Below are 12,391 nucleotides of genomic sequence, written 5' to 3'. Positions count from 1 at the left end.
CGGTCGGCGGGAGAAGAACGGCCACCTGCCGGATGGGCCCCGGCCGGTGCGCTCCGCCAGCCTGGAACCCATGACACCCGACGCGCCCCCGGTCCCCGCATCCCCACCCCTCCCGCCACGACCGGGCCCGCAGCCGCCCCCGCCGGCCGCCGGCCCCCGCCCGCCCTCGCCCGGCCGGCTCATCGGCGTCGATCTCGCCCGCGGCCTGGCAGTCTGCGGGATGTACGCCTCGCATGTGGGCCCCGATCCGACGGTGGGCGGACCCATCGGCTTCCTCGCCGAACTGGCCCGCGGTCGGTCCTCCGCACTGTTCGCGCTGCTCGCCGGGTTCTCCCTCGTCCTCATCACCGGCCGCCCGCGACCGCGCACCGGCCGGGCGGGCCGGCAGGCGGCGGGCCGTGTCGTCATCCGTGCGCTGATCCTGATCGCCGCGGGCTACGCGCTCACCGCGCTGGACACCGACGTCGAGGTCATCCTCGCCTTCTACGGGCTGATCTTCCTGCTCGTCCTGCCCCTGTACCGGCTGCGCGCCCGCATCCTGGCGCTGCTCGCCGCCGCGACCGCACTGCTCATGCCCGTACTGCTGTACGTGATCCAGCGGGCGGTGTACGGCGGTGACTGGGCGGAGACGGTCGTCGCAGCGGATCCCCTCGCGCGCCTCACCGACACCGACGGCCTGCTCGAACTGCTGTTCACCGGCTCGTACCCGGTGCTCACCTGGACGCCTTTCGTGATCACCGGCATGGCGGTGGCCCGTCTCGACCTGACCCGGGGCAGGACACGCACCCTTCTGGCGCTGACCGGTGGCGGGCTGGCCGTGCTCGGCCACGGCGGCTCGTGGCTGGCCCTGCGCTTCGTCCCGCGCGCCCGCGCCACGGTCGCCGCGGCCACGGACGGCGACGGGGCGTCGTCCGCCTGGTGGTCGGACACCGTCGGCCACCTCACCGACGACACCCCGGGCGCCTGGCTGCTGGTGGGCGCACCCCACAGCCAGACGACCTTCTCCGTCCTGGGCAGCACCGGGGTCGCACTGCTGGTGGTGGCCGCCTGCGTCACCGCCGCCGCCCGGATGCCGCGGCTGGTCCGGGCGGCCCGGCCGGTCGCCGCCGTCGGCATGGTCGCGCTGTCCGCCTACGTGGCCCACATCCTCGCGATCCACCGGTTCGGCATGGCGGACGACACCGGCCCGGCCCTGATCGAGCTGGGCGTGTACATCGCGACCGCCATGCTCCTGGCGACGCTCTGGACGCGGTACTTCCGCCGCGGTCCCCTGGAGTACGTACTGCACCGGGCCACCCGCCTCACCCGCCACCTCAAGTGACACCGGGCGGCCGGAAGCATCGCGGAGGGCTCTCGCTTCTGCGCGGCGACATGGCGTGGCGGCCCGGGAGCGCGCTCCCGGACCGCCTGTGCCGGCCGGCCGGTCTGCCGGATCAGGTGAGGGTGGCCCCGCAGCCGCCGTTCACCCACTGGTGCGACCTGATGTTGTTGTCCACCGAGTAGCCGTTGGTGAACGAGTTGTCGGACAGGTCGTCGGCGTACAACTCGCCCGGATACAGGCAGGTGTGGCCACCGCCGTAGTTCTCGAGGTAGTAGAACTTCACGATCGCCAGGTTGCCGGTGTAGCCACGGTTCATGACGGACGAGGCCCTGTCGTTGGCGCCGCCCCAGTTCGAGCTGGTGCCCGGGGTGTTGATCAGCAGGGTGCTCTGGCAGTCGTAGCCGTCCCAGGCGTACACGTTGCCGTTCCGCGGGCCCCACTTGCTGTCGCACACGGGGCCGTCGGCGCCGCTGTCGGCTGCCTGGGCGGTGGTGGGTACGGCGAGGCCCAGGGCGGTGAGCCCGAGGAGCGCTGCCGTGACGGTGAGTCTGCGCATGGTGTTTCCCCTCGTGTGATCGGTCGACGGTGCCGTTGGTGATTGGTGATTGGTGATTGGTGATTGGTGGTCGGTGGTTGGCGGTGCGTGGACGGTCAGTCGCGTTCGGCGACGATGCGTACGGCGCGGCTGTATGCCTGTTGGCCGAGGCGGCGGTAGGTGTCGATGTCCTTGCCGTACCGGTCGCGCAGGCGGTCGAGGTGGTAGGTCTCCCGTGCGGTGGCGGTGGCCCGAAGGCCGGTCCGGCGGGCGCAGGTGGCGTCCGCGACGGCGGTGGCGCGTTCGGCGGCGAACGCCTCGTCGGCGCGGGCCGCGCCGAGGCGACTGGTGGCGACCCGTACGGCGTCGCGGGCCGCCTGGGGGTCCCGGTAGGGCTGTCCCGCCTGCCTCATGCAGCGGGACCAGGCTTTGAGGGCCGTGGTGAACGGGTGGTCCGTCATGAGCTGTTCGCCGTAGAGGGAGGTGAGGTTCATGGCGGTCTTGCTCGCACGGAACCAGGTGGCGGGGTCGCCGTAGAGGGCCTGTTCGGCCTCCTGCGTGCAGCCGCCGATGCGTTTGCGGATCTGGCCGCGGCCCGGCAGGGACGCGGTGAGCAGGCGGGCGTCGTCCCCGCCGTCCAGTGCGGCGTCGAAGGCGGCCCGGCGTGTGGGGGAGAGGCTCTGCCGGTAGGTGCCGTTGGGGTTGCTCTCGCGTACCCGAGCGCTCTCGGCGTCGATGCGGCTGCCGTACCCGTGGGCGCGGGCCCAGGACACGTCGTCCTGGACATAGCGCACCGGGCGGCTCTCCCGCAGGGTCAGCCGGCGGTCCTCCCAGTAGGTGAACCCCTGGCGGTTCATGCACTGCCTGGTCAGCCGTTGCAGGGCGTCGGCGACGCGCAGTTCCTGCTGCCAGGTCAGCGCCGCGGGCCGTACACCCGTGGCCACCCGGGCCCCGGGCCCGTCACCGCCGCCGTCGGCACCGCGAGCGCCACCGGCACTGCCGGCGCAACCGGTCAGGGTGCCCGCGGCGACCGTCACCACTGCACACAACGACATGAGGGCACGCTTCATGACCCTGCCTCCCCCTCGACCCGGTCCCGTCGGTGACGCGACTGGACGGGGGGAACCCCGGACCAGCGCGGAATCCTTCACCTTGCCGACATCAGCGTCGACCGGTTCGCCGTGCTTCTGCAAGAACGTTTCACTCTGGCCAAAACATGCCGCTCAGGGACCGTGCGGGGCGTCGAGACTGTGGAGGGAGGCGGTCGCGCACAGGGGGAAGTCATGGGACTGAGGGTGCACTTCACGGCGGAGGATCTGTCCCGGGTGCGGGTCGCCGCGGGACCGGACGCGATGTGGGAGATCGTGCTGAGCGCGAGTCAACTGGCGCGCACCGGCGGGAGAGCCGTCTTCGGCCCCTGGAGAGCCGAGACCCGTACCCGATTACGTCACCTGCCCGCACCGCAGTCGAGACTGATCCGCTATCTCGCGCCGCCGGTGGGGGACTTCCCCGACTTCCTCACACCGGCCGGGGCGCCGACCGACCTGGCCGGCGGCATCGACGCGGCGCTGTCCACGCCGAGGCGACGGTTACGGCAGGACCTGGCCGTCCTGCCGAGTCCGCCGGGCTGGGCCCGCCCGCTGGCCGACGCCGACCGCACCACCCTCGCCGAACTGGGCGAGGCGTTGCGCGGCTTCCACCGTGCGGCGCTCGCGCCCGTCTGGCCGAGCCTGCAGTCCTTGATCGACGCGGACCGTGCCCTGCGTGCCCGCGCCCTGCTCGGTCACGGCACCGACGGACTGCTGCACAGCCTGCGCCCCACCCTGCGCTGGTCACCGCCGGTACTGGAGGCCGACTATCCCGTCGACCGGGATCTCCATCTGGGTGGACGCGGCCTGCTCCTGGTGCCGTCCGTGTTCTGCCACCGTACGCCCGTCACCCTCATCGACCCCGAGCTTCCGCCGGTCCTCGTCTACCCCGTCGCCCAGGGGCCCGGCTGGTGGACCGGCCCCGCCGGCCGCATCCCCTCGGGCGCCCTGGCCCGGCTGCTCGGACCCAGCAGGGCCGCCGCCCTGCGGGTGATCGAGGACGGCTGCACCACCGGCGAACTCGCCCGGCGCATCGGCGTCACCCCGCCCACCGCCAGCCAGCACACCGCGGTACTCCGCGAAGCGGACCTGATCGTCTCCACCCGCTACCGCAACAAGGTGCTCCACACCCTCACCCCGCTGGGAACCGCGCTCCTCACCGCCGGCCCCGCCGCGGAGAACCCGGCGCACTGACCCACGACGCACACAGCCGTCCGCTGCCAGGAGCGCACCACCACGACGTACATCGACTTCGACGCGCCCCTGGACGTACAGGCCCCGGACCGCACCGACGTGGTGGGCACCGGCACCGGCAGCAACTGACATACGTTCCGGGCGGTTGTGGCGCTCACCTCACGACCTGTGCGGCCCGCGCGGCCGACAGCCAGTCGGGGAACTCCCGCAGGAGCCGGTCGTACAGCGGCCCGTCGTCCATCGTGCGCGGGTCGCGGCCGGCGTGGAAGAAGCCCGCGTTGTCCACGATGCGACGGGCGGGTACGGCCAGGGAGTCGAGGCGGTGCAGGAAGGCGAACTCGTTGTCGTCCGGGTCACCGAAGCCGATGAACTGCCAGAACAGCGGCAGCCGGGCGGCTTTGCACAGGTAGCGTTCGGCGGCGGCCCTGCTGGTGGGCCCGCCGTCCGTCTGGAAGATCACCAGGGCGGGATCGGTGCTGCCGGACTCCAGGTAGTGGTCGATGACCTCGTCCATGGCGCAGTGGTAGTTCGTGCGCCCCATGGGGCCGAGGCTCTCGTGCAGCTTGTCGATGCGGCCCGGGTAGTTGCCGAGGCGGAGGTCGGTGGCACCGTCGACGTCGGTGGAGAAGAACACGACGGGTACGGTGCCGTCGTCGTCGAGGTGCGCGGACAGGGAGAGGACCTGTTCGCCGAGGTGCTGCATCGTGCCGTCCCGGTAGTAGGGCCGCATCGAACCGGACCGGTCAAGGACCAGGTACACCGCGGCGCGCACTCCTTCCAGGCCGTGCGCGCGCAGGCTGGAGCCGGCCGTCTTGTAGAGACTGACGAGGGCCGGCGCCTCGGCCTGCACCTTGGACAGACTGATCGCCGGGGTGGTGTCGCGCACGTCGGTCATGGGCGCCGTTCCTGTAGGGGGTCCGCTCGATCGTCGTGACCCATGAGCACACGGATCACGGTGTAGGTCTCGCCGTCCCTGGGCGGCCGCGTCCAGGAGCGGGTGGTGCATGTGTGGAGCCGCCCGTTCACGAGTGCGTGACGTGGCAGACGGACACCGAACTCCTCGGCCACGGCTTCCAGCAGCGGCCGTTCCGCCGCCGCGCTGTTCTCCGGGGCACCGAAGAACCGGCTCGGGTCCAGCGCCCGTGGTATCTCCCCACTGGCCCGGACCTCTCCGGCTGCGTAGGTGAACGCGTACTGTTCGGCACCGTCGTGCGCCACCGAGAGGTGGAAGAACGGCTGACCGTGCTGGTCCCTGAGGCCGCTCCACACCACCACCGCACGGGTATCCGCGACGGCGGCCGCGGCGGGGGAGACGAACCGCCGCGGGTCGAACGGGGCAGGGTCCGCCTCGAAGGCGAAACTCCACCCGGCGCCGGCCCGGCCGATTGCCATGAGAGCCCTGTCGTCGAAGGACGAGACCTCTCCACGGGCGTGGCGCAACCTGCGACGCGCCTCCCAGACGGTCATGGGTTCGTTCATCAAAGGGCCGTCCTCAGCGCTGCCGACGCCCGCGTCCCTGTCCTCTCCGCCGTGACCGCCTTGACCCTCATGACCGCCCGCGTCTGTGTCCGCGTCCGTGTCCGTGTCCGCGAGCAGTCCGGGCAGGTCCCACGGCTCCACGTTCTCGACCAGGACGAAACGGTAGGACCTACGGTTGTTGCCCGGGTCGGGCTCCGCGAGCCAGGCCAGGCCGCCCGGGTCGAGGCCGGCCGTCGGCGCCGGTGCCTCACCCGTCTGCCCGCCTCGCGGAGTCGACAGCAGCTCGCGGCCCCGCTCCGGGGTCAGCAACGGCCCGAGCAGTGGGTCGGCCACCCACCCGAGCGGCGCCAGATGGTCCGGACCCAGCGGCTCCCACAGGGGCAGAGCGCCGCTCAGCGTCTGCCAGGCTCCGTCGGTCTCTCCCCACCTGGCCTGCTCCCGCGCCCGCTCGACGGCCACCCCGAACGGTCCGGCCGCCGTGTACCGGTACATGCCGGCGCGCATCTCGTCCAGCGTCGCGTACGCCAGTGACACCAGGTCGTCGCCGGCGCCCCGCACCCGGTACCTCAGCGTGGAGTCGTCCCGGTACGAGTGCGCCGCGTGCTCGGCGACCAACGGCGGCAACAGCTCGGGCGCGTACCGCGGATCCGTCACCAGGTTCTCGAAGGACACCGTGGAGGTCTCTCCGAGGAGCCGGCGTATCTGGTCGCCCAGTCCGGCCGCCCGGGGTCTGCCGTACTTCTTGGCCTCGTCCAGCGCCGTCAGGGCCTGCTCCCAGCGGCCGCGCAGCGCCTCCAGCCGGGCCTCCTCCACTAGGGCGTCCAGCTCTCGTGTCGTGTCATTGACGAACACCGGGGCGCCGTCGGTCCGACGCGCCAGCAGGCTGTGGAACTCCTGGAACATCTCCCGCATGAACGCACGGAAGTTGGCGTGACGTTCGGGCGGCGCGGCCCGCCAGCCCGCCCAGGTGTACACGGCCCACTCGCCGTCCTCGTCCACGTCCTCGGGATCCATGAGGACGTGCGTGACGTCGGACTCGACATCGAGCTGCAGTCCGCGCCGCCAGATGTCCGCCTCCCGCCGCTCCTCGGGCCCGGCGTCCTCGTCCTGATGCTCCTCGAACAGGTCCGCCAGCCCCGACTCGTTGTCGTGCCAGCGCGTGGCACCGGTCCCCGCCAGCAGCCACACGAACCCACCCGCATGACGCCATCCGTCGCTGACCGCGAGGAACTCCCGGTACGACGGCGGCATCCGGCGGCCGAGGCGCTCCTCCATTGCCGCGATCCGCTCCTCGGACGCCGGAGGGAAACCCAGCCATCGCGCCCGGCGGGCGGCCTCGTCGTCCTCGCCGCGCGTCTCGCCGTCCGACAGGGAGTCAGCCCATTCCCCGCTCCATGTGAGCAGGAAGGGCCGCCAGTCGAATGCCGTGGTGTCCGATGCCGTGATGCCCGTCATACGCCTGATGTTGTCACCGACCACTGACAGTGCTCGGTGACGAACTGTGGGCGGTGGGCGGTGGAGGCCGGCTGTGGCCTCCTCGACCGGCGTGCTGTCTTCCCTGTGATCGGGCCCGCTCAAGAACGGGTGAAGATCCACTCGTGGTTGTTCTGGTTCTCCGGAGCACAGGGCCAGACGATCAGGCCACGCGTCTCGTCGTTCGGGCCGTAGGAGTCCAGGCACTGGTTGTTGCTGGCGGCGTTGCGTATCCAGAACTTTCCGTCGGCCTGTTTGTCCAGCCACCACAGCTGGTTGTCCGCGGTGGTGCCGTTGCACGGGAACTCCGTGACCTTCGTGGCACCGCCGACGGCCTGATAGCCGGGCAGGTCCAGGCACATGCTGTCCATGACGTTGCGGATCTGGTAGAGCGGTACGCCGCCGGGTCCGGCCTTGTCATACCGCTTCTCGACGTTCCACAGCTGATTGTCGTCGGTGTTGCTGTTGCACGTCGCGTGCGTCACCGGCCCGTCCGCTCGGCCACTGGTGAAGCCGGGGACGTCCACGCAGGTGTGGTTGGTGTTGTTCTTGATCAGCACCCTGGTCAGGACGGACGGCAGAGTGCTCGGTGCCTTCTTCGCCGCGGCCTTCTTCTTCGTCCTGCTGGGAGAAGGGCTGGGCGCCGGAGTGGGTACGGCGGCCTTCTCCGCGACGGGCGGGGCGGGCTCCTCCTTGGCGCTCTTCTTCTTCTCCGGCTTCGTCTTCGTGGGGGAGGGGGCCTGGGTGGCGAAGACCCCGGCCGGGTCGTCGGCCTTGTTGAGCACCGTGTCCGAGGCCGCGGTGTCGACGTTCTTCTTGTCCTCGTCCTTGTCGGTCGCCGTGATCAGCAGCGGCACGGCGACCAGGAGGGCGCCCGCCAGCGCCGCACCGGCGAGCACCGGTTTACGGGGCCGGCCGACCCCGCTCACGCCGGCGCCCGTTCCGCCCTTGCCGGCCACGGCGGTCGCGACGGCCACGTGCTGCTCCCTGGTCGCCGCCGCGGAGAGCGCCCGCGCGCCGTTCGTGTCCGCGGCGCCCTCGCCCGGGGCTCCTTCGGCGGCGCCCTTCTCGTTCTCGCCGGCCTTCGCGTCGCCGCTGTCGGGCTCTTCGGCGGTCGCCCCGGCACTCTGGGCCTCCCCGGCCTTCCCGGTCTCCTCGCCGACGGGCGCCTTGTCGGGGTCGTCCGCACCGCTCGCCGCCCCAGGAGCCGCAGTACTGGCACCGCTACCGGCCTCCGGGCCGCCCGCGCCGGCGGTCTCCGCGTCGTTGCCCTCCGGCTCGGAGGCGGTCTGGGGCTTACCGGTGCCGTTGCCGGTACCGGTGGGTCGAGCCGCGACGGCCTCGGCATCGGGTGTGGCGGCTGCCGCTTCGCGGCCGGAGGACTCTCCCGACGCCTGCTGCTGGTCGGACATCTACTTCCACACCTTTCCTCGGGGTGCCGGTGGCCACTGCCGTCTGTTCCTGGGGATGTTGATACCAGACGGGTGTTCGTAGCACGGCTGGGGCCAGCGTAGTTGCTGTGACGTCGCGCGTTGTCCGGCGGCCGGAGCAATCCGCCGCCCCTAGCACGGACTTGTGCCGCGGGGCGATGAAGGGGGACGGCCGGGGACAGGGTTTGCGTTCGGACCGACGGCCGTCGGCCGGGGGCGTGCTCGCGGTCGCGCTTTTGGACAGCCCGGGAACCGGGCGATCCGGCGCCGTGGGACACCTGCGCGGTCGCCCGAGAGCCGGCGCGCCGTTCTGGCCGTAGTGCGTGTCTGTGACCGGCCTCCTGGGCCCCTTGCGGTGACACCTGCCACTTGGCGCGGCACTCCCGCCCCGTGCCGCTCAGCCGTCCCTCCGGTACCTGGCCGATGTGCGGGGGATACCCGTATGCGGCCGGGGCAGGGCGTTCTGACACCGGCGCCCCGGGTACGCGACCGCCGCCCGCACACCACAGGGCACCTCCGATCCAGGAAGCTGAGACACCATGACCACAGCCTCGTCCCCCGGGTACCCGGAAGCGGAATCAGGCTCGGCCAGGGACACCCATACGGCAGTGCGCACGCAGTCCGAGACCAAGCCCTCGTTCAAGACCTCGGAGATCTTCGTCTACGCCGCGTCGGTGGCGGCCGTCCTCATCGCCTCCCTGGCGGTCGGTGACGGTTCCGACGGTGTGGACCGTTTTCCTGCCGACCAGGCATGGCTGTACGTGACCCTGCTGACCATCGGCTACCTGATCAGCCGCGGACTGGCCAAGAGCGGCAGCCGAGCCTCGGACGACACCCGCAGGTGACCCGCCGCTCGGGCCGGCCCTCGACGAGGACCCCGGCCACGTGCTCGACGGGGCAACGCACGGCCGGGCCGGGGCCGGTGAAGTACGGCTGCAGGACGGATGGTTCGGCAAAGCGGAGGGATCAGGAATCGGGCGACGAGGCCCCGAGGACGACAACCGGCGCCATGGCCCCGGCGCGGGCGCACTCCACCGAGGCATCAACCTCCTCACGGGTGAACTTCCTGAAAAAGCGTTCCCCTTGGGCGTCGGTGATGTCGACGGCGACGCCGGTCCAGTCCTCGGCGGGCTCCTCGGGTACGTGGCCGAGGAGGTACTCGGCATTCCGGACCGTCTCCTCCGTCACCCGTACGCCGGTCAGCCGCTCGGTGAGGGCAAACACCCGGGCCTTGGTGTCGACTGGAGTCCCGGCGCCGCTCTCCTCGCCCTCGTCGGCGAGATCGAGACCGACCTCGCGCAGCAGTCTGTCTAGGGCGTCGGGGGTGCTGCCGTGCCTCGACGCGACTCTCTCGAAGGCGGTCCGGAGCACTCCGTCCTCGTACCAGTGGAACAGATGGATGGGCTTGCCGCCGTTGCTGGAGTGTGTCACCGCGCGCCCGCCCGCCGACAGCGGCTTCACGCTCGGCCCGCTCAGCTCACAGACACCCGTGGCGTCCGGCCGCCGGGGGCCCCGTCACGGTCTCAGCACTGCTGTTCGTACCGGAGACCGGCGTACTGCCGGCGGGCGATGTCCTCGTGGGTGCCCACGATCAGGTTCATGGTGAACACGCCGTAGTCGACGGCCTGCCCCGCCACCTGTGCGAAAAGTACGAGGTCGCCCTCGTCCGGTGCCATGTCCCACGGGTCGGAGAACCCGCCGATCTGCACGCAGACGCCGGGGCGGCTTCCGCCGGAGGCGCCGGCGAGGACGGCCTCCTCGAAACCGTCCAGCGCGTCGTCGTCTCCGCCGTCGTCCAGGAACGCGCTGGTCGCGGGGGCGTCCCGCCAGTCCTCGTGGAGGGTCAGCCCGGCCACGGGATACAGCGTGCGTGGTTCGTAGACCCTGGTCTGCAGGGTCTCGCCGTCGAACTCGTACGCGGCGGAGCGTTCCGTGGTGCGGGCACCGGCGGGGACATGGACGACCACGGACGATTCCGGCGGATATTCGATCTCGGTGAAGAACAACAGGTGGCCGTCGGCCGGTAGTTCGATGTCGAGGACGTCACGGGGCAGGGCCGCGCAGTCGACGCTCAGGACGAGCGGCTCCCTGCCCTCGGGCCAGTCCGTCCCGTCCGGCAGCGCGGGGAGCCCGCCGGTGCGTGCGGCCGGACGGGCGTCCTCCCGCAGGCCCGCGGGCACTTCCTCGTACGGCACCAGATAGAGGCATGGCCGGGACCGGGCCAGCAACTCCTGCGCGACGGGGCCGGGAACGCCGTACTCGGCGGCCGTCGCATGCACGAGCCGCTCATCGATCGATGTCATGGGCGCGATCGTGCCACGGACCACTGACAGGCCGAACGGACGAACGAGTTGTGCCTGGTCGACAGTTCGCTCCCAGGTGACGGCGATGAGCGGCCCGGGATCCGCAGCCGGCGAGCGACGGCGGGGCGGTCGGCCTGATATGGGACTTTGCCCGTGTCTGGCGGGTTGTCGCATACTGACGGTGTGGATCCCCAGCCTCTGGACCCCGTCTACGGCGACCGTGCGTCCCTGCCGCGGACCGCGTCCTTCGCCGTGCTCGGTGAGCAGTACGCCCGCCGTGGCGCCTGGGTGGTGACGGTCCGGGGTGACCTCGACATCGACTCGCTGGCCAGGCAGCGCACGCGGCTCGAATCGACGGCCGCCGCCGTTCCCGTCCTGGTCCTGGACCTGAGCGCGGTCACGTTCGCCGACTCCACCTTCCTCAACCTGCTGCTGATGTTGCGCCGCGCCACCGATCTGCGGCTGGCGGGCGTGCCCTGCCAGGTCGTGCGGCTGCTGGAGCTGATCGGCGCCGACGAGGTGCTGCGGCTCTATCCGACCGTCGCGGACGCGCTGCCCGCGTCCGCACCGGCAGGTCCCTGAGGGCCACCGCCGCGGTGGTCCAACGTCCCTGTGGGGCAGCGGAGTTGCTGAGTGGCCGGGGGCGAAGAAGCGACGCGGGATGGCCGCGCGCGGGCGGTGCCGGTAGCGTGAGTGCGTGGATCAGGATGAACGGCGACGTCACGCCTCCTCCTTCGGCGCAGCCGCCCTCGCGTACGCCGAACACCGTCCCGACTACGCGCAGGCCGCGGTGCGCTGGGCGCTCGAGCCCGCGCCCGGCCCGCGCGTGCTCGATCTGGGCGCCGGGACCGGCAAACTCACCGCCACATTGGCCGAGACGGGCGCCGAGGTGACCGCCGTCGAACCCGACGGGGCGATGCTGGCCGAACTGCGCCGTTCACTGCCCGCTGTCCGTGCCCTGACGGGCAGTGCCGAGGCGATACCGCTGCCGGACGCCTCCGTCGACGCCGTACTGGCCGGCAACGCCATGCACTGGTTCGACATGGCCGTCGCGGGACCCGAGATCGCCCGGGTCCTCGCACCCGGCGGCATCCTGGCCGGCCTCTGGAACGTCCTGGACGACCAAGTCGAGTGGGTTCACCGGCTCGCACGAGTCGCCGGGAGCGCGGCCGTCGGTCCGCGCGACACACCCGCCGGGTGGCGCGCCGAGACGGCCGGCGCGCACCTCCCGAAGACCGGCGGGGCCGCCCGGTTCGGTTCGCCGGAGCAGGCCGGGTTCGCGCACGGCCAGCGCCGCACCGCGGACTCCCTGACCGCGACCATCGCGACACGCGCAGGAATGCTGGTCATGCCGGAACAGGACCGAGAAACCGCCCTGACCCGGATCCGCGCGTTCCTCGCGGCCGAACCGGCAACCGCCCACGGCGAGTTCACCCTCCCCATGATGACCTGCGTACTGCGCGTCCGGCGGCTGTGAGACACCGCGTCGGCACGTGAGCGGCGGCCACCGGTGCCGCCCTACGGCCGGGCCCGCGCCCACCCCCGGCGGGGCCGGGCGCTGCCCAATC

General features: G+C 71.8%; 12 protein-coding genes. 5 read left to right on the top strand and 7 right to left on the bottom strand.

Annotated features, from left to right (window positions below; genetic code table 11):
- Positions 1–70 precede the first annotated feature (70 nt).
- Positions 71–1,321 (top strand): DUF418 domain-containing protein, encoded by a 1,251-nt coding sequence (locus ACFYXC_RS14905; RefSeq protein ID WP_389551223.1) that lies wholly within the window; start codon positions 71–73, stop codon positions 1,319–1,321.
- Positions 1,322–1,433: 112 nt separating this feature from the next.
- Here ACFYXC_RS14905 and ACFYXC_RS14900 read toward each other — a convergent pair whose 3' ends face one another.
- Positions 1,434–1,877 carry a hypothetical protein gene (locus ACFYXC_RS14900; protein WP_389551220.1) on the bottom strand — a complete coding sequence of 148 codons (444 nt, stop codon included), beginning with the start codon at positions 1,875–1,877 and terminating at the stop codon, positions 1,434–1,436.
- 95 nt (positions 1,878–1,972) lie between these two features.
- Positions 1,973–2,926, bottom strand: coding sequence for a hypothetical protein (locus ACFYXC_RS14895; RefSeq protein WP_389551217.1), 954 nt, complete (start codon positions 2,924–2,926; stop codon positions 1,973–1,975).
- Positions 2,927–3,139: 213 nt separating this feature from the next.
- Between ACFYXC_RS14895 and ACFYXC_RS14890 the strand changes: the two genes are divergently transcribed.
- Positions 3,140–4,138, top strand: coding sequence for an ArsR/SmtB family transcription factor (locus ACFYXC_RS14890; protein ID WP_389551214.1), 999 nt, complete (start codon positions 3,140–3,142; stop codon positions 4,136–4,138).
- A 154-nt stretch (positions 4,139–4,292) separates the two neighbouring features.
- Here the strand turns inward: ACFYXC_RS14890 and ACFYXC_RS14885 are convergent, their stop codons facing one another.
- The 3 genes from ACFYXC_RS14885 to ACFYXC_RS14875 all read right to left on the bottom strand — a co-directional run bounded on the left by ACFYXC_RS14885 (position 4,293) and on the right by ACFYXC_RS14875 (position 8,502).
- Positions 4,293–5,033 (bottom strand): vWA domain-containing protein, encoded by a 741-nt coding sequence (locus ACFYXC_RS14885; protein ID WP_389551211.1) that lies wholly within the window; start codon positions 5,031–5,033, stop codon positions 4,293–4,295.
- Entirely contained in the window at positions 5,030–7,072 is a 2,043-nt protein-coding gene (locus ACFYXC_RS14880) for an SMI1/KNR4 family protein (protein WP_389551208.1), read from the bottom strand. Before ACFYXC_RS14880 ends, ACFYXC_RS14885 begins: the two co-directional genes overlap by 4 nt.
- 119 nt (positions 7,073–7,191) lie before the next feature.
- Positions 7,192–8,502: a ricin-type beta-trefoil lectin domain protein gene (locus tag ACFYXC_RS14875; protein ID WP_389551205.1), complete on the bottom strand. Its 1,311-nt coding sequence runs from the start codon at positions 8,500–8,502 to the stop codon at positions 7,192–7,194.
- Between the two features lie 626 nt (positions 8,503–9,128).
- Here ACFYXC_RS14875 and ACFYXC_RS14870 point away from each other — a divergent pair.
- Positions 9,129–9,365 carry a hypothetical protein gene (locus tag ACFYXC_RS14870; RefSeq protein ID WP_389551202.1) on the top strand — a complete coding sequence of 79 codons (237 nt, stop codon included), beginning with the start codon at positions 9,129–9,131 and terminating at the stop codon, positions 9,363–9,365.
- 121 nt (positions 9,366–9,486) lie between these two features.
- Here the strand turns inward: ACFYXC_RS14870 and ACFYXC_RS14865 are convergent, their stop codons facing one another.
- Complete coding sequence (locus ACFYXC_RS14865; RefSeq protein WP_389551670.1) at positions 9,487–9,996, bottom strand: DUF6461 domain-containing protein; 510 nt, start codon at positions 9,994–9,996, stop codon at positions 9,487–9,489.
- Positions 9,997–10,043: 47 nt separating this feature from the next.
- Entirely contained in the window at positions 10,044–10,823 is a 780-nt protein-coding gene (locus tag ACFYXC_RS14860) for a DUF1963 domain-containing protein (RefSeq protein WP_389551199.1), read from the bottom strand.
- A 183-nt stretch (positions 10,824–11,006) separates the two neighbouring features.
- On the opposite strand from ACFYXC_RS14860, the gene ACFYXC_RS14855 reads away from it, so the two are divergent.
- Both ACFYXC_RS14855 and ACFYXC_RS14850 read left to right on the top strand, forming a co-directional pair.
- Complete coding sequence (locus ACFYXC_RS14855; RefSeq protein ID WP_388907072.1) at positions 11,007–11,405, top strand: STAS domain-containing protein; 399 nt, start codon at positions 11,007–11,009, stop codon at positions 11,403–11,405.
- Between the two features lie 115 nt (positions 11,406–11,520).
- The gene (locus tag ACFYXC_RS14850; RefSeq protein ID WP_389551196.1) at positions 11,521–12,300 is read left to right on the top strand and encodes a class I SAM-dependent methyltransferase; all 780 of its coding nucleotides are present in this window, start codon (positions 11,521–11,523) and stop codon (positions 12,298–12,300) included.
- The last annotated feature ends 91 nt before the right edge of the window (positions 12,301–12,391 follow it).

Source organism: Streptomyces sp. NPDC002701 (assembly GCF_042889045.1).
Lineage (GTDB): Bacteria > Actinomycetota > Actinomycetes > Streptomycetales > Streptomycetaceae > Streptomyces.
Note: the sequence above shows the minus strand (reverse complement) of the source record. Positions and strands in the feature narration are given on the sequence as shown.